The organism is Mesorhizobium sp. M7D.F.Ca.US.005.01.1.1 (assembly GCF_003952545.1).
Classification (GTDB): Bacteria; Pseudomonadota; Alphaproteobacteria; order Rhizobiales; family Rhizobiaceae; genus Mesorhizobium; species Mesorhizobium loti.
On sequence record NZ_CP034453.1, the window covers coordinates 6,737,164 to 6,752,707 of the forward strand.

Annotated in this window: 16 protein-coding genes; 4 read left to right on the forward strand and 12 right to left on the reverse strand. The window is 64.2% G+C overall.

The genetic code is table 11. The features are described 5' to 3' along the window. Positions 1-44 precede the first annotated feature (44 nt). From EJ076_RS32700 to EJ076_RS32720, 5 genes are all read right to left on the reverse strand, one after another. Positions 45-635: a hypothetical protein gene (locus EJ076_RS32700; RefSeq protein ID WP_126070641.1), complete on the reverse strand. Its 591-nt coding sequence runs from the start codon at positions 633-635 to the stop codon at positions 45-47. Between the two features lie 122 nt (positions 636-757). Next, entirely contained in the window at positions 758-1,183 is a 426-nt protein-coding gene (locus tag EJ076_RS32705; RefSeq protein WP_126070642.1) for a DUF1178 family protein, read from the reverse strand. After that, positions 1,180-2,046: a carbon-nitrogen hydrolase family protein gene (locus EJ076_RS32710; RefSeq protein ID WP_126070643.1), complete on the reverse strand. Its 867-nt coding sequence runs from the start codon at positions 2,044-2,046 to the stop codon at positions 1,180-1,182. Before EJ076_RS32710 ends, EJ076_RS32705 begins: the two co-directional genes overlap by 4 nt. Positions 2,047-2,056: 10 nt before the next feature. Beyond that, positions 2,057-2,326, reverse strand: a complete 270-nt coding sequence (gene grxC / locus EJ076_RS32715; protein ID WP_126070644.1) for a glutaredoxin 3 — start codon at positions 2,324-2,326, stop codon at positions 2,057-2,059. Positions 2,327-2,353: 27 nt separating this feature from the next. Then, positions 2,354-3,142: a ComF family protein gene (locus tag EJ076_RS32720; RefSeq protein WP_126071198.1), complete on the reverse strand. Its 789-nt coding sequence runs from the start codon at positions 3,140-3,142 to the stop codon at positions 2,354-2,356. 77 nt (positions 3,143-3,219) lie between these two features. Between EJ076_RS32720 and EJ076_RS32725 the strand changes: the two genes are divergently transcribed. Then, the gene (locus EJ076_RS32725; RefSeq protein WP_126070645.1) at positions 3,220-4,095 is read left to right on the forward strand and encodes a methyltransferase domain-containing protein; all 876 of its coding nucleotides are present in this window, start codon (positions 3,220-3,222) and stop codon (positions 4,093-4,095) included. A 29-nt stretch (positions 4,096-4,124) separates the two neighbouring features. Here the strand turns inward: EJ076_RS32725 and EJ076_RS32730 are convergent, their stop codons facing one another. From EJ076_RS32730 to argJ, 5 genes are all read right to left on the reverse strand, one after another. Further along, a complete protein-coding gene (locus EJ076_RS32730; protein WP_126070646.1) occupies positions 4,125-4,310 on the reverse strand; it encodes a Flp family type IVb pilin in 186 nt (61 codons plus the stop codon). Between the two features lie 109 nt (positions 4,311-4,419). After that, positions 4,420-4,737 carry a hypothetical protein gene (locus EJ076_RS32735; protein ID WP_126070647.1) on the reverse strand — a complete coding sequence of 106 codons (318 nt, stop codon included), beginning with the start codon at positions 4,735-4,737 and terminating at the stop codon, positions 4,420-4,422. Positions 4,738-4,863: 126 nt separating this feature from the next. After that, entirely contained in the window at positions 4,864-5,286 is a 423-nt protein-coding gene (locus EJ076_RS32740) for a (deoxy)nucleoside triphosphate pyrophosphohydrolase (protein WP_126070648.1), read from the reverse strand. 26 nt (positions 5,287-5,312) lie between these two features. Continuing rightward, positions 5,313-6,065, reverse strand: a complete 753-nt coding sequence (locus EJ076_RS32745) for a GNAT family N-acetyltransferase (protein ID WP_126070649.1) — start codon at positions 6,063-6,065, stop codon at positions 5,313-5,315. A 29-nt stretch (positions 6,066-6,094) separates the two neighbouring features. Continuing rightward, positions 6,095-7,336, reverse strand: coding sequence for a bifunctional glutamate N-acetyltransferase/amino-acid acetyltransferase ArgJ (gene argJ / locus EJ076_RS32750; RefSeq protein ID WP_126070650.1), 1,242 nt, complete (start codon positions 7,334-7,336; stop codon positions 6,095-6,097). A gap of 115 nt (positions 7,337-7,451) precedes the next feature. On the opposite strand from argJ, the gene EJ076_RS32755 reads away from it, so the two are divergent. Both EJ076_RS32755 and EJ076_RS32760 read left to right on the forward strand, forming a co-directional pair. Beyond that, complete coding sequence (locus EJ076_RS32755) at positions 7,452-8,735, forward strand: caspase domain-containing protein (RefSeq protein WP_245462930.1); 1,284 nt, start codon at positions 7,452-7,454, stop codon at positions 8,733-8,735. 100 nt (positions 8,736-8,835) lie between these two features. Further along, on the forward strand, positions 8,836-9,435 hold the full coding sequence (locus EJ076_RS32760; protein WP_126070651.1) for a TetR/AcrR family transcriptional regulator: 600 nt from the start codon (positions 8,836-8,838) through the stop codon (positions 9,433-9,435). Positions 9,436-9,514: 79 nt separating this feature from the next. Here the strand turns inward: EJ076_RS32760 and EJ076_RS32765 are convergent, their stop codons facing one another. After that, entirely contained in the window at positions 9,515-10,432 is a 918-nt protein-coding gene (locus EJ076_RS32765; protein ID WP_109658606.1) for a peptidylprolyl isomerase, read from the reverse strand. Between the two features lie 248 nt (positions 10,433-10,680). Here EJ076_RS32765 and secA point away from each other — a divergent pair, with 248 nt between their 5' ends. After that, a complete protein-coding gene (secA, locus tag EJ076_RS32770) occupies positions 10,681-13,413 on the forward strand; it encodes a preprotein translocase subunit SecA (RefSeq protein WP_109658605.1) in 2,733 nt (910 codons plus the stop codon). Positions 13,414-13,626: 213 nt separating this feature from the next. Here the strand turns inward: secA and EJ076_RS32775 are convergent. Further along, on the reverse strand, positions 13,627-15,544 hold a 1,918-nt coding region (locus EJ076_RS32775; RefSeq protein ID WP_164548793.1), incomplete at its 5' end, for a LuxR C-terminal-related transcriptional regulator.

The window sequence follows — 15,544 nt, forward strand, 5'->3', positions numbered from 1 at the left end:
CATTTTTGGAAGTGAATACAACCCGCCACGATGGAACGGGACGGTCAGTTCGGCGGCTCGGAGGCGCTTTTGCCCTCCTGCCTCTTTGCGCTCCCGCGCCGTCGCAACCGCCCGATAAAAACAATCGTGTCCGCAAACCATATCGGCATGCCAAGATGGATCATGGCATCCCGTATTCCGGCAATCTCTCGCGTATTGAACGCCGCATTGGAATAATCAACGGGCCCGTTCTGCCGAGCCTCAACCCACCGCCGGATACCCGCGCCTTCTGGTAATTTGGCTGCGAATGCCAACTCCCGACGCATACACACCTCCTCTACCCTGGTGCGCAATCTTTCCTCATAGCCAATCCCGCACTGATCGAGACGCGCATGCGTGGCCTCATGCACGATGGCGCCAGCCACCTCCTCGATCGATATGTGTTCGCCCGTCACGAATCGTTCATCGAGCTCGCAAGTCGATGTCGATCTCACGAACTGTCCTGCGGCGCCGGGAATAGTTGTGATCCAGATTTGTTTGAGATCCCGGACTACCCGCCGGTACCGAACAGGATCCATGACTTGTATCAAGTGCAGTGCGGCGGCAACCTTGTCTGCACTCTTGTCGCCCTTGTCGGCGTCATAAATAATCAGCATTCCGCCGACTGTTTTCTTGTCGCTGGACCTTACGGCCAGCCAGTCCAGGAAAATGCGAAACGATATCCCCGAACCTCGTCGCTGCTCAGCTTTCCGGGCTCGGGTCAAAGTTCTCTCGGAACTCAGTTGCGGTCGTCCGGGAACACCGGGATCGGCATGAACTCGACGCCGTCCTCGGCCAGGCTCTTGGCTTCTTCCAGCGTCGCTTCGCCATAGATGCCGCGCGCGTCGCTTTCACCGAAATGGATCTTGCGCGCTTCCTCGGCGAACTTGTCACCGACATAGTCGGCATTCTCGCGCACCTTCTCGGCCATCGCCTTCAGCTGCGCCAAAGCCTGCTTCTGCGCCTCGCCCATGGCGAGCGCTATCGTTTCCTGCTTGCGCGCCGTGGAGACCGCCGGCGCCATCATCGCTTTCTGCACCTTGTGCGAGCCGCAGGTCGGACAGTCGACAAAGCCACGCTTCTTCTGAGTGTCGAAATCGTCATTGCTGCGGAACCAGCCTTCGAATTCGTGCTCGTGCTCGCAGATCAGGGCAAAACGGATCAAGAGGCTGCACCCCTGAGCCGCGGCGCCTCGCCCAAGCCGGCATTGACGGCAAAATCTCGCGCATTTTTGAGGTTTGGAATCTTCTTGCGCGCGGCAAGCGACTGCGCCGAGTCGATCTCGGCGACGATCACCGCCGGCTCGTCATGCGCGGCTTCCGCGATGATACGGCCCCACGGATCGACGATCAGCGAATGACCGTAGGTCTCGCGGCCGTCCTCATGCAGGCCGCCTTGCGCGGCGGCGACGACATAGGCGCCGTTCTCGATGGCGCGCGCCCTGAGCAGCACGTGCCAGTGCGCCTCGCCTGTCTGGCGGGTGAAGGCGGCCGGCACCGAAAGCAGATCTGCGCCGGCCAGTGCCTCGGCGCGGAACAGTTGCGGAAAGCGCAGATCGTAGCAAACGGCGAAGCCAAGCTTTGCACCCTCGATCTCGGTGACGACGGCCTCGGCGCCCGGTTCATAGGCGGCGGATTCACGCCACGACTCGCCATTATCGAGATCGACGTCGAACATGTGGATCTTGTCGTAGGTGGCGAGCGTAGCGCCGTCCGGGCCGAACAGCAGCGCCCGGTTGGCGAGCTTGCCGTCGGCGCGCAGGATGGCGGTCGAGCCGATATGCAGGAAAACGCCGAGCTCCTTGGCCAGCTTGCGCGCGGTCGAGACGATGATGTCCTTGTCCTCGGAGGTGAAGGAGGCGGCGCGCGCTTGCTTGTCGCGGATCAGTGCGCCGGTCATTTCCGGCGTCTGGATATAGATCGCGCCCTGGCTTGCGGCTTCGCGCACCAGCCGTTCGAGATCGACCGCGTTGCGCTCGGGGCTCTCGCCCGAACGCATCTGGATCGCAGCCGCCTTGAAAACACCCATTGTCATATCCTCAAATCGTCGCGCCGTTGGCGAGCAGTTTGTCCAGCCGGCCTTCGGCCTCCAACTCGTGCAGGTCGTCGCAGCCGCCGACATGCGTATCGCCGATGAAAATCTGCGGAAAAGTCGAGCGGCCGTGGGCGCGGGAAATCATTTCCTGGCGCAGTTCCGGCGAGAAGGAGGCATCGTGCTCGGTAAAGGCGACGCCCTTGCGCTCAAGCAGCCGCTTGGCTGCCGTGCAGTAGCTGCACATCATGCGGGTGTAGATGGTGACATCGGCCATGACGAATTTCCGCTGTTCGTTGCCGACTTATATAGTCGCGGACTCGTCCGCCCGGAAGTCCCCCGGCAACACACGGGCAAAGGTCAGCACGTCGACGGCGGCCGCACCTCCCCTTTTCAGCGCCTTGGTGGCGGAACGCACGGTGGCGCCGGTGGTGTAGACATCGTCGATCAGCAGCACCCTGCGGCCGGCAATCTCGATTTCCGCCTCGGCGGGCACTCGGAAGGCGGCCCGCACATTCTCCTCGCGTTCCTGCCGCTCCAGCCCAACCTGCTGGCGGGTTAGTTTTACGCGCCGCACCGCCGAGGGCGCAAAGGGCAATTGGCTGAGCACCGACACTGCCCTCGCCAGTTCCGCCGACTGGTTGAACCGCCGCCTGAAAAAGCGCCGCCAGTGCAGGGGCACCGGCACCACCACATCCGCTTCGGCGATGAGATCGGCACCCGCGCGCACCATCCAGCGCGCCATCCACGGCGCGAGATCCGTGCGGTCCTGGTATTTCAGCCCTTGCACCATCTGGCGGGCGACTCCGGAATAGGCGACCGCAGCCCGCGCCCGCTCGAAAGGCGGCGGATCGGCAATTGCCTCGGCCGACAGAAAGCCTTCGCCCATATGGTGGGTGAACGGCGTGCCCATCACCGGGCACCATGGCCGTTCCAGCAGCCTGAGCTTCGGCCAGCAGGCGCCGCACAGCACGCCGGGCTGCGAGACATGCCGGCGGCAACCAGCGCAGACCGGCGGAAACAGGATGCGCGCCGGCCAGCCGAGGGCCGATCGGGCGAAGCGCTTGATCTCGCCGGGCTTGATCTTGGACATCGGATCGGCCACGTGGTTGGTTCTCCGTGCCAAGTATACCAACTATATCAGGGCGTGGACAAACAAGGATCCGCCCGTTGCAGCCGATAATGGATACCTCTCTGTGGCTGGCGCACAAGCGGCGCGCGCTCACCCATCCGGTTGACGGCGCGGACTTCCTCATGCGCCGTACGGCCGAGGATCTTGCCGACCGGCTGGGCGCCGTCGAGCGCCGGTTCGGCAAGGCGGCTGTGCTGTTTTGCCAGACCCCGGCGGCAGCCGAAATGCTCGCCGAAAGCGGCAAGGTCGCCGACATTGTCCGCGTCGAAACGGATACGGCTTTCCTGAGCGGCGGCGGCGCCGGCTTGATCGCTCCGCTGGAAACCGTGCCGTTCGAGCCGGAGAGCCTCGATCTGGTGGTCTCGCTTCTGTCGCTGCAGGCGATGAACGACATTCCCGGCATGCTGATCCAGATCCGCCGCGCGTTGCGGCCGGATGGGCTTTTCCTCGGCGCCTTTGCCGGCGCCGGCACGCTTTTCGAGCTGCGCGAAAGCCTGCTTGCGGCCGAGACCGAGCTTTACGGCGGCGCCAGCCCGCGTGTCACCCCGTTCACCGACGTGCGCGATGCCGGTGCGCTCCTGCAGCGCGCCGGTCTCGCTCTGCCGGTCGCCGACGTCGAGACGGTGACGGTGCGCTATGCCAGCCTGTTTAACCTGATGGCGGATCTGCGGGCCATGGGCGAGACCAGTGCGCTCACCGATCGCAGCCGGCGGCCGGGCTCACGCAAGCTGTTTGCCCGCGCGGCGGAAATCTACGCCGAGCGGTTTTCCGACCCTGACGGCCGTGTGAGGGCAAGTTTCTCGATCGTCTGGATGTCTGGTTGGGCGCCTGACGCATCGCAGCAAAAGCCGCTGAAACCGGGTTCGGCCAAGGTCTCGCTGAAGGCAATCCTGGAGGCGCCCGACGGGCAATGATCCCTGTCCGGAAGTGTGGAAAGGTTGGATCAGGGCGTGGGTGCGAAGGCGTTCGCAAGCCTGCTGTTGTTGTCGCTGAACAACCAGGTGAGCGAGTTGGCGAACTGACCAACGCCGGTGATGATCCCCAGCCCCACCAAGGTCGCGATCAGTCCATATTCGATGGCTGTCGCGCCGGTCTCGTCCTTCAGAAAATCCAGCAGCACTGCTTTCATGACCTCGACCCCTCTCGCCAGGAGATTACCGCCGATCCGTTAAGAAAGGTTAACGGCAAAGGCTTAACAGGCGGTGAAACCGCCGCCTTGCCGAAATCTCTTAACCATGTCAGCAGTCGCCGCTGCTTCTGCCATTGGACCGGATGATGCAGACCGAACTGGGCTGCGGCTGCAGCACGCTGCGGCGCAGCGTGTAGGTTTCGCGATGGCTGACCGAGCCGGTGGCCGTCATATCGAGCCCACCGGCAAGATCATCGCGGGCCGATAGCGAGCGCGTCTGGCTGTCGAGGAAAGGGGCCGCGATCAGCGCCAGCGCCACCGCGGCCGAACCGAACAAAAGCGTGATCCGCAATATGCCCATGCCCGCGTCGGCGGCGCGAAAGCTGCGCTCGGGCCGGATCGAGTCCCAATCCCTGTCTAGGCTCATGCTATCGCTCCCCAGCGAATCGGCGGCGCGGCCGCGATACGACCTTGCTTCAATTTTTCACAGCGAGATAAATCTTCCATTAACGCTGGCTGATACGACGCCTCGACCGGCAGCGGGCGGCCGCCTTCAAAGAAGATCGATGAGGAAGGGGATCAGCGGCGCGTCGGCCGGCGGCATCGGATAGTCGCGCATCTGCTTTGGCCGCACCCATTTCAGCGCCTGCCCTTCCCTAGGTTGGGCGATACCGCGGAAACGGCGGCAGATGAACAGCGGCATCAGCAGGTGGAAGTCATCATAGGAATGACTGGCGAAGGTGAGCGGCGCCAGGCACGGGATATCGGTTTCGATGCCGATTTCCTCATGCAGTTCGCGAATGATGCATTGTTCGGGCGTCTCGCCCGGCTCGACCTTACCCCCGGGGAATTCCCACAGCCCGGCAAGTTGCTTGCCCTCGGGCCGCTGCGCCAGCAGCACGCGGCCGTCGGCATCGACCAGCGCGCAGGCGGCAACCAGGAGCAGGCGCTTGCCGGCGGTCGTCCCGTCACTCATGTCATCACATCATTCATGCCATTACTTCATTCATGACCCGGCGGCCGGCGGTAGTGGTAGCGATAGACTTCGTCGAAGCCGAGCGAATGGTAGAGCGCCAGCGCCGGAACATTGCCGGCCTCGACCTGCAGCCAGGCTTCCCGCGCCCCACGCAGCCGCGCCCATTTCAGCGCCGACAGGATCAGGTTGCGGCCGTGGCCCTTGTTGCGCGCCGACTTGTCGGTGGCGACCTCGAACAGGCCGGCAAGATCGCCGTCATGCACGCAGATCAGCGTTGCCAACGCTTCGGCGCCATCTTCGAGCGCGAACAGTCCGGCCTCGGGCTGGATGGCGCCGATGATCTCCGACAGGCCGGGCCGCAGCGAAACATCCGAACCGCTGACTTTGAGCGACGCGCCGATGAAGCGGCTGATGTCCTTCAGCGGAATCTGGTCCATGGCGGCGTCGAGTTGCGCGTCGGCCAGCGGCAGCCGCATGACCAGCGACTCGTCGAACCGGCTCCAGCCCTCGCGGTCGAGATGGCTGGCGAGATCCGGACCCGACAGTGGCGACATGCGAAACGTCAGCGGTCGGCCATAGGCGTCGAAACGGCGGCTGGCCCGGCCGATACGGTCGGCAATGTGCTGGGTGTCGCCGGGATCGAGCGGGTTGACCGAGTTCAGCCGCTTGGCCGGATGGCCGGCGGTCAGTCGCACCACCCAGGTGCCGTCATAGTGGACGGCGGCTGCCGGCCAGGCGCGAAAGCCGGCCGCCTCGTAGCGGCGCACGATCGCGAGCATGCTTGCCGGATGCCTGGAGCCCAAGATCATCAGCTCCGATAATCGCCATTGATGGCGACATATTCCTTGGTGAGATCGCAGGTCCACACCGTCGCCTTGCCGCGGCCGATGCCGATATCGGCGCGGATGCGGATGTCGTCGCGCTTCATGTAGGCCGACGTCGCTGCCTCGGAGTAGCCGGGGTCGCGCTCGCCTTCATGTGCCAGCCTGTTGTCGCCGAACCAGATCGACAGCCGGTCGCGATCGGCGGGTTCGCCGGCCTTGCCAACGGCCATGACGACGCGGCCCCAATTGGCATCCTCGCCGGCGACCGCCGTCTTGACCAGCGGCGAATTGGCGATCGACAGCGCGATGCGCTTGGCCGACCGCGCCGATTTGGCGCCGGTGACGGTGACTTCGACCTGCTTGCGGGCGCCCTCGCCGTCGCGCACCACTTGCAGCGCCAGCGATTTCAGCACCTTTCCGAGTGCCCGGCGAAACGCGCCGAGACGGGCATCCTTGGGGTCGGTTATCTCGGGCGCGCCGCGCTTGGCGGCCTTGCCGGTGGCGAAGATCAGCAACGTGTCGCTGGTCGAGGTGTCGCTGTCGACGGTGACCGCGTTGAAGGTCTTGGCCGTGCCGCGCGACAACAGGTCCTGCAGAACAGGGGCTGCGATCGGCGCGTCGGTGGCGATGAAGGACAGCATCGTCGCCATGTCGGGCGCGATCATGCCGGCGCCCTTGGAGATGCCGTTGATGGTGACATCGGTGTCGCCCAGCTTGACGGTCGCTGTCGCCACTTTCGGATAGGTATCCGTGGTCATGATCGCCTTTGCAGCTTCGGTCCACAGCTCCGGCTTGCCATTGCTGACCAGCCCCGCGAGCAGATGGCTGAATTTGCTGGTGTCGAGCGGCTCGCCGATGACGCCGGTCGAGGCCAGGAAAACCTCGCTTGCCTTGCAGCCGGCCGCCTTCGCCGCCGCCTCACCCGTCAGGGCCGTGGATTCCCGACCTTTCTTGCCGGTGAAGGCGTTGGCATTGCCGGAATTGACGACCAGTACCCGCGCCTTGCCGGCGCCGAGATTCTGGCGGCAGAAATCGACCGGCGCCGAGGGACATTTCGATTTCGTGAACACACCGGCGACCGCGGTGCCTTCATCGAAGACCATAGTCAGCAGATCGGTGCGGTTCTTGTACTTTATACCCGCCTCGGCGGTGGCGATGCGCACCCCCTCGATTTCTGGCATCTTGGGGTATTTCTTCGGCGCAAGCGGCGAAATCGTCGTGGACATGGGGGCCTCGGGCGGGAAAAATCGCAAGGAAAGGCCGGTTTGCCCGATACGCCGCGCGGGCGCAAGGGCGTTTTCGTCGCTCTTGCCGGGGGCGGGAGCCCACTCGGGATTTAGCTTGCATTTCAAATCTGTTGGCACCGCCGGGGCCGATGGCGTTATGATCCTGGCCATGGGCAGGCTTGCGATCCTCGCATGGGCATTTCTGGGACTTTTGCTGCTGAGCGCGGATGCGCAGCCGCAACGGCGTGTGGCGCTTGTCATCGGCAATGGCACTTACGCGCAAGCCGGCACGCTGGCCAATCCCGTAAACGACGCGCTCGACATCGCCGACAAGCTGCGCTCCATCGGCTTCGAGGTCATCGAGGGCAACGATCTCGGCAAGCGTGAGCTCGAACGCAGCATCGGCGAGTTCTCCGACGCGCTCGAAGGCGCCGGCGTCGGGCTTTTCTATTATGCCGGCCACGGCCTGCAGGTCGACGGACGCAACTACATCGTGCCGGTCGACGCCAGGCTCGACGTGCCGGTCAAGCTGCAACTCGAGGCCGTGCCGATCGACGAAGTCCTCGACATCATGGAACAGCAGACTAAGGTCAGCCTGGTGTTTCTCGATGCCTGCCGCAACAATCCGTTTGCCCGCAGTCTCAGCCGCACCGCCACCACGCGCTCGGCGACGGCGCTGGCCGGGCTGGCGCAGTTCGATTCGACGCGCGGCTCGTTCATTGCCTTCTCGACAGCGCCAGGTGCCGTTGCCATGGACGGAAGCGGGCGCAACTCGCCCTTTGCCGCTGCCCTGCTGCGCCACATCGCCGAACCTGGCCAGAGCATCAACGACATGATGATCGCGGTGCGCCGCGACGTGGTTTCGCAAACCCGCGAGGCCCAGCGCCCCTGGGAGCAGGGCTCGCTGCTCGAACGCTTCGAATTTGTCTCCGACGGACAACCTGCAGAGCCGCGGAAGCCGGCCGCCGCTGCGGCACCCTCGACGGAAGTTGCCGTGCTCGAGCGCTCGGTGGGCGACGACAAGGGATCGATCGAGAAATTCCTGCGCCAGGATTATCTGACCCCGGACACCAAGGCGATGAGCGAGACCGTCAAGCGGCTCTACGGCCCGTCGGCCACCATTTTCGGCGCCCGCTACGACGCCGATGCCATCGTCAAGGTCAAGGCCGACTGGTTCGCGCAATGGGCCTCCTGGTCGCTTGGCCTGGTATCAGGCAGCCTGGAGGTCACTCCACATGGCCAGGATCGCGCCGAGGCCGTCTTTGCGATGCGCTACGACTATCTTCCAAAGGACAAGTCGGCGGCACGCCTGGCCGGCAAGGCGCGCGTCACGCTTGGCCTGATCAAGGCCAACGGCGGCTGGCGCATCGAATCCGAGACATCGCAAGCGATGCAATAAACGTCATCTGACGATTCTTTGACCCGTCAAAAACGGTCCGTTTCGTTTCACCACGACCTCACCTATATTGCCGGCGAAATTGTTGACGAGGATGGCAGACATGGCCGAGGACGCCGACCCGGCGCGTAGATCGATCGGTGCGCGGCGCAACCCCGCCAGCGCCGATGCCATTCTCGAAGCCGCCGAGGCTGTGCTGGTCGAGGCCGGTTATGCCGGTTTTTCGATCGAGGCGGTGGCGCGGCGGGCCCGCGCCGGCAAACCCACCATCTATCGCTGGTGGCCGAGCAAGGCCGCATTGCTGCTCGAAGTCTACCAGCGCCAGAAACGCGTCGACGTTCCCGATACCGGGCGGCTGGAGGAGGATCTCGTCGGCTTCCTGAAGAACCTGTTCGCCCACTGGCGCGACACATCGTCGGGCAGCGTGTTCAGGTCGCTGATCGCCGAGGCGCAGTCGGATGATGCGGCGGCCGCGGCCCTTGCCGACTATGCGCTGGGCCGACGCTCCCATACCGGCCAGATGGTCGAACGCGCCAGGGCAAGGGGCGAAATCGCCGTCGACATCGATTCAGCTGTTGTCTCCGACCTGATCTCCTCCTTCGCCTGGAAGCATCTGTTGACCAACCGGCTTGACGAGGACGAAGCGACGATACGCAAGGCCGTCAACTACGTGATGCGCGGCATAGCCGCGCCGGCTGGATAAAACCGGTCGATACCGGCGGATAAAAAAGGGGCACGGCAACCCTTGGCTGCCGCGCCCCTTTCAAAAAATTCTTTCAGGCCTACTTGGCGCTTTCCAGCGTATCGACCGCCTTCTTCAGGTTCGCGTCGGGGATCTCGACCTTGGCGCCGCCGCGCAGCGACTTGACCAGCGCGAAGTACTTGTCGCGGATGACCGCCTGCTTGGCCTGGTCCTTGACGTCGTCAAAAGCCGGCGGCTGCTTGGTGCGCTTGTCCTCGAGCTTGATGACATGCCAGCCGAACTGCGTCTGCACCGGCTGCTCGGTGTATTTGCCGACCTCGAGCGCGGAGGCCGCCTTGTCGAACTCCGGCACCATCTGGCCAGGTCCGAACCAGCCGAGATCGCCGCCGCTGGTCTTGCCTGACGGATCGCTGGTGTGCTCGTTGGCGAGCTTCTGGAAGTCGGCGCCGCCGTCGAGTTGCTTGATGATCGCCTCGGCCTCTTCCTTCGTCTTCACGAGGATGTGACGGGCGTGCAGCTCGTTGGTGGGCGGCGTGTTGGCGATTTCCTGGTCGTAGCGGGCGCGAACCTCGGCGTCGGTGACCTTGTCGACAACACCCTTCTCGACCATCTCGCCATGCAGCGCGCGCTGCTGCAGGAAGGCCATACGGCGCTGGAAATCGGGATCCTTGTCGAGGCCGGTCGTGACCGCCTGAGCGGCCATGACGCGGATCTCGATGGCAGCCGAAAGGGCCGCGGCGCGGCGCTGCTCGGGCGGCAGCTGCGCGAACTGCTGCGACAATTCCCCTTCGGCAAGGACCAGGTCGGCTTCGGTCAAGGGCTGGCCGTTGACCGTGGCGATCACGGTATTCGGATCGACCGGTGCCGCGGCCGGTGCTGCTGCATCCGCCGGAGCGGGAGCGGTTTGCTGCGCCATCAGCGGCGACAGCGAAAGGGCCGACAGGCCGAAGGCCAAGCCAAGGCTGGCGAGCGACGCGCGGCGGAACAACAAGGACATAAGATGACTCCGGTGGGGATTGTGAGGAGGGGGTGGCTTCCAGATCAGCCAGATTGTGGCGGAATTTGGCGCGACCGGCAGGGCCAGCGCGGCGTTGACATCAGTTGAGCCCCCTCTTATCTGTCCAACGACTTTGCGTCCAGAACCGTTTTCCGGGCGCTTTTTGTGTTTGTCCACGTTCACGTGGAATTGATGGGGCCGGCCGGCGCTCATCTCAAGATTGAGAATTCTATCGAAAGGACCATTGGATGGTCAGTCTCGGCGGTCTCGCCCGTAAGGTTTTCGGTTCCTCCAACGACCGTCGGGTCAAATCGACCCGGCCTCGTGTCGAGGCGATCAACGCCATGGAAAACGAGATGCGGGCGCTCTCCGACGAGGAGTTGGTCGGCCGCACCGCGAAATTCCGCCAGGACATCGCCAACGGCGCCACGCTCGATGACCTTTTGGTGCCAGCTTTCGCCACTGCCCGCGAGGCAGCGCGCCGCGTGCTCGGCATGCGCCCCTTCGATGTCCAGCTGATCGGCGGCATGGTGCTGCACAATGGCGGCATTGCCGAGATGCGCACCGGCGAGGGCAAGACCCTGGTCGCGACGCTGCCGGTCTACCTCAACGCGCTTGCCGGCAATGGTGTCCACGTCGTCACCGTCAATGACTATCTGGCCACCCGCGACTCCGAATGGATGGGCCGCGTCTACAAGTTCCTCGGCCTCTCGGTCGGCGTCATCGTCCACGGCCTGTCCGACGAGGAGCGCCGCGTCGCTTACGCGTCCGACGTAACCTACGCCACCAACAACGAGCTCGGCTTCGACTATCTGCGCGACAACATGAAGTATGAGCGCAACCAGATGGTGCAGCGCGGTCACAATTACGCGATCGTCGACGAAGTCGATTCCATCCTGGTCGACGAGGCGCGCACGCCGCTGATCATTTCCGGTCCGCTCGAAGACCGTTCGGAAATGTACAACACCATCGACACCTTCATCATCCAGCTGCAGCCGCAGGATTATGAGATCGACGAGAAGCAGAAGACCTCGATCTTCACCGAGGAAGGCACCGAGAAGCTCGAGAACCTTTTGCGCGACGCCGACCTGCTCAAGGGCGAGTCGCTCTACGACGTCGAGAACGTCGCCATCGTCCACCATGTCAACAATGCGCTGAAGGCGCACCGGCTGTTCCAGAAGGACAAGGACTACATCGTCCGCAACGGCGAGATCGTCATCATCGACGAGTTCACCGGCCGCATGATGCCGGGCCGCCGCTATTCGGAAGGCCTGCACCAGGCGCTCGAAGCCAAGGAGCATGTGGCGATCCAGCCGGAGAACCAGACGCTCGCCTCCGTCACCTTCCAGAACTACTTCCGCCTCTACAAGAAGCTTTCCGGCATGACCGGCACGGCGCTGACCGAGGCCGAGGAGTTCGGCAACATCTACAATCTCGACGTCACCGAGATTCCGACCAATCTGCCGGTCATCCGCAAGGACGAAGACGACGAGGTCTACCGGACGGTCGAGGAGAAATACAAGGCGATCGTCAGGGAGATCCGCGAAGCCAGCGCCAAGGGCCAGCCGACGCTGGTCGGCACCACCTCCATTGAAAAGTCCGAGCAGCTGGCCGATCGCCTGCGCAAGGAAGGCTTCACGGATTTCGAGGTGCTGAACGCCCGCCACCACGAGCGCGAGGCGGCGATCGTCGCCCAGGCCGGCAAGCCCGGCGCCATCACCATTGCCACCAACATGGCCGGCCGTGGCACCGACATCAAGCTCGGCGGCAATGCCGAGATGCGCATTGAAGATGAACTCGGCGACATGCCGGCCGGACCCGAGCGCGAGGCGCGGGAAAAAGAGATCAATGCCGACGTCGAACGGCTGAAGGAAAAGGCCCTGGCCGCCGGCGGCCTCTATGTGCTGGCCACTGAACGTCACGAATCGCGCCGCATCGATAACCAGCTGCGCGGCCGTTCCGGTCGTCAGGGCGACCCCGGCCGTTCGAAATTCTTCCTGTCGCTGCAGGATGACCTGATGCGCATCTTCGGCTCCGAGCGCATGGACGGCATGCTGCAGAAGCTCGGCCTCAAGGAAGACGAGGCGATCATCCATCCCTGGATCAACAAGGCGCTGGAAAAGGCGCAGAAGAAGGTCGAGGCGCGCAACTTCGACATCCGCAAGAACCTTTTGAAATATGACGACGTCTCCAACGACCAGCGCAAGGTGGTGTTCGAGCAGCGCATCGAACTGATGGATGGCGAAGGCCTTTCTGAAACCATTGGCGAGATGCGCGAGGGCGTCATCGACGAGATCGTCGCCAAGGCCATTCCCGAAAACGCCTATGCCGAGCAGTGGGATGTCGCGGGCTTGAAGGCCGAGGTCGCCGAATTCCTCAATCTCGACCTGCCGATCGAAGACTGGGCCAAGGAAGAGGGCATCGCAGAGGACGACATCCGCGAGCGCATCACCCAGGCCGCCGACGCCGCCGCCAAGGAGCGCTCCGAGCGTTTTGGTCCCGAGGTGATGAGCTATGTCGAACGTTCGGTGGTGCTGCAGACGCTCGACCATCTGTGGCGTGAGCACATCGTCAATCTCGACCATCTGCGTTCGGTCGTCGGCTTCCGCGGCTACGCCCAGCGCGATCCGCTGCAGGAATACAAGGGCGAGGCGTTCGAGCTGTTCCAGGCGATGCTGGGCAATCTGCGCCAGGCCGTCACTGCGCAGCTGATGCGCGTCGAGCTGGTCCGCCAGGCCGCCGAAGCCCCGCCACCCGAGGCGCCCGACATGTTCGGCACCCATATCGACGGCACCACCGGCGAGAATGACTTCGAAGGCGGCGAGACCGCCCTTCTGGTCCGCCCGGAGACAACCGCCGTCGTCGCTCCCGAGGACCGCGACCCCAACAACCAGGCGACCTGGGGCAAGGTCGGCCGCAACGAGGCCTGCCCCTGCGGCTCCGGCAAGAAGTACAAGCACTGCCACGGCGCGTTCGCCTGATCATTTGATAGGTCGGCGGGACAGCACCCCTCTGGCCTGCCGGCCATCTCCCCCTCATGGGGGGAGATCGGCAGTTGCGACGCCCTACCCTCAACTTTGACAATTGGCGAAAGCCTCGGAGAGGGCGATCTCCCCTCGAGGGGGAGATGCCAGGCAGGGCAGAGGAGCGCGAAGGATCGCCGACCTTCGATCCCGTCCTCCCGAACAAACTTCCTACAGCAGCCCTGAATCGCGTGCCGCCGCAGTGGCTTCACCGCGCGAAACGGCCTCCAGCTTGCCCAGCACCGCCGAGACATGGTGATCGACGGTCTTCGGCGAAATGGTCAGCTGCTCGGCGATCCGCTTGTTGGAAAGGCCGCGTTCGATCAGCTGCAGCACTTCCATCTGGCGCTGGGTCAGGCCGGCCTGATTTTCGCGCGTCGTGCGGCGCGGCCCCCGGGCGATGTTGACGCCGTTGCGCCGCATCGTTTCGCGCACACGCTGGGCCACCGGTCTGGCGCCAAGGTTTTCGAAAATCTCCAGCGCCGAACGCTGCGCTTCCTCGTCACCCTGGGCGAGTGCAAGCCCGCGTTCATAGGGTGCGTTGAGATCCGCCCAAAGTGCCGCCGCCGCCCGCCAGTCTCCGGCCAGAAGCAGCCGGTAGGGCGCTGCCATGCCTGATGTTTCGCCGGGGTCACCATCCGGAGCCAGCTTCTGGCGCCATGTCGCCAGTTCGCTGAAAACCGCCCGTGTCGGCGACAGGCTCTCGGCAAGATCGATCAGCCGCAGCGCCTCTTGCCCGTCGCCTTGCCCGAGCCATGCCTGCTCGGCCATGACAGCCGCATAGGGCGCCAGCCGCTGCAGCTCCATTCCTCTTTCCAGGAACTGTTTCATTTCCTGGAAAAGCGGTTCTGCTGAAGGATCGCCACGCCGTATCCGGAGTTTCGCCAGCGCAATCAGCGCGGGATAGCGGACCAGCATGGTCGCATGGTCGTTGGACAGCACATCGAGCGCCTCGGTAGCGGCCCCTTCCCATTGCCCCTGGCGCAGCTGCAGCTGCGCCAGCACGCCGCGCATATAGTCACGCCACGTGACGAGATCGTTTTCAACGCAATAGTTGATGCCGCGATCGAGGAAGGACTGCGCCGCGTCGAAGCCAAGCTGGTTCATCTCGCTGCAGGCGCTGTTGGTGAAGGCGCGCGCCGCATGTTCCTGAAAATTCTGCTCGAGTGCGATCTCCAGGCTACGGGCAAGGTGCAGCCGCCCCCCCGCCGGATCCAGCCACTGCCCGGCGCTGCCGAGATTGTTGAGCGCGTGGCAGACGATGTCGGGCCGGTTCATGCGCTCGGCAAGGCCGACTGCCTTTTCGCCAAGCAGCAAGGCCTCGTCCAGCCTCTCGGCCAGCATCGCCAGTTGCGAGAGGTTGGAGTAGGCCATGGCGAGTTCGGCGCCGGCCGGCTCGGTTTCCAGCAGTGCCACCGCCTGCTCGCCGAAGACGTCGGCGGCCTTGCGGTCGCCCATCAGATAGGCAAAGCGCGACAGCCATCTGAGGCTGTCGCCTTCCTTCGCCCTGTTGCCTTGAGCCTGATGCAGGAGGCGCGCATGGCCCTGCGCCTCGATGGCCTCTTCGATCTGGCCAATGAGATGGCATTCGAAGGCATATTTCTCGTAGAGCATGGCGCGGTCCACCGCCGGCAGGCTGTCGGCATGCCGCAGGGCGACCTCATAGTAGCCGGCGGCGTCGCGATGCGCGCCGACGCGGGATGCTTCGCGCGCGGCAAGCGGTGCGAGTTCGCGCACGGCTTCCAGATTGTGCGCCTCCACTGCGTGATGTACCAGGCGACCCGCGGAGACATCGCTGTTTTCGAGCAGCGCAGCCAACGCGCGCTGGTTGAATTGCCGCCTGTGGCTCGTCGTCAGCATCATTTCCACCGCGCGGCGGGCGATCTCATGGCGGAAGGCATAGCCGTCGCCCATATCGTCCAGCAGGCCGGCGGAGACGCATTCCGCCAGCTGCCCGGCGCTGGCGACGCCGCACAGGCCCTGCAACGCCCACGCATCGGCGCGCCTTGGAAACACCGACACTGCGTCGAGCATCGAGCGGGCGCCGGCAGACAGCCGCTCGGCCCGCGCCAGCACGGCGTCGCGCACG

What these genes read in the sequence shown, in the direction of transcription:
- EJ076_RS32730 (WP_126070646.1), bottom strand. Translation starts at nt 4,310, where the DNA reads ATGAAAGCAGTGCTGCTGGATTTTCTGAAGGACGAGACCGGCGCGACA.
- secA (WP_109658605.1), top strand. Translation starts at nt 10,681, where the DNA reads ATGGTCAGTCTCGGCGGTCTCGCCCGTAAGGTTTTCGGTTCCTCCAAC.
- grxC (WP_126070644.1), bottom strand. Translation starts at nt 2,326, where the DNA reads ATGGCCGATGTCACCATCTACACCCGCATGATGTGCAGCTACTGCACG.
- EJ076_RS32765 (WP_109658606.1), bottom strand. Translation starts at nt 10,432, where the DNA reads ATGTCCTTGTTGTTCCGCCGCGCGTCGCTCGCCAGCCTTGGCTTGGCC.
- argJ (WP_126070650.1), bottom strand. Translation starts at nt 7,336, where the DNA reads ATGTCCACGACGATTTCGCCGCTTGCGCCGAAGAAATACCCCAAGATG.
- EJ076_RS32700 (WP_126070641.1), bottom strand. Translation starts at nt 635, where the DNA reads ATGCTGATTATTTATGACGCCGACAAGGGCGACAAGAGTGCAGACAAG.
- EJ076_RS32760 (WP_126070651.1), top strand. Translation starts at nt 8,836, where the DNA reads ATGGCCGAGGACGCCGACCCGGCGCGTAGATCGATCGGTGCGCGGCGC.
- EJ076_RS32720 (WP_126071198.1), bottom strand. Translation starts at nt 3,142, where the DNA reads ATGTCCAAGATCAAGCCCGGCGAGATCAAGCGCTTCGCCCGATCGGCC.
- EJ076_RS32710 (WP_126070643.1), bottom strand. Translation starts at nt 2,046, where the DNA reads ATGGGTGTTTTCAAGGCGGCTGCGATCCAGATGCGTTCGGGCGAGAGC.
- EJ076_RS32735 (WP_126070647.1), bottom strand. Translation starts at nt 4,737, where the DNA reads ATGAGCCTAGACAGGGATTGGGACTCGATCCGGCCCGAGCGCAGCTTT.
- EJ076_RS32745 (WP_126070649.1), bottom strand. Translation starts at nt 6,065, where the DNA reads ATGCTCGCGATCGTGCGCCGCTACGAGGCGGCCGGCTTTCGCGCCTGG.
- EJ076_RS32740 (WP_126070648.1), bottom strand. Translation starts at nt 5,286, where the DNA reads ATGAGTGACGGGACGACCGCCGGCAAGCGCCTGCTCCTGGTTGCCGCC.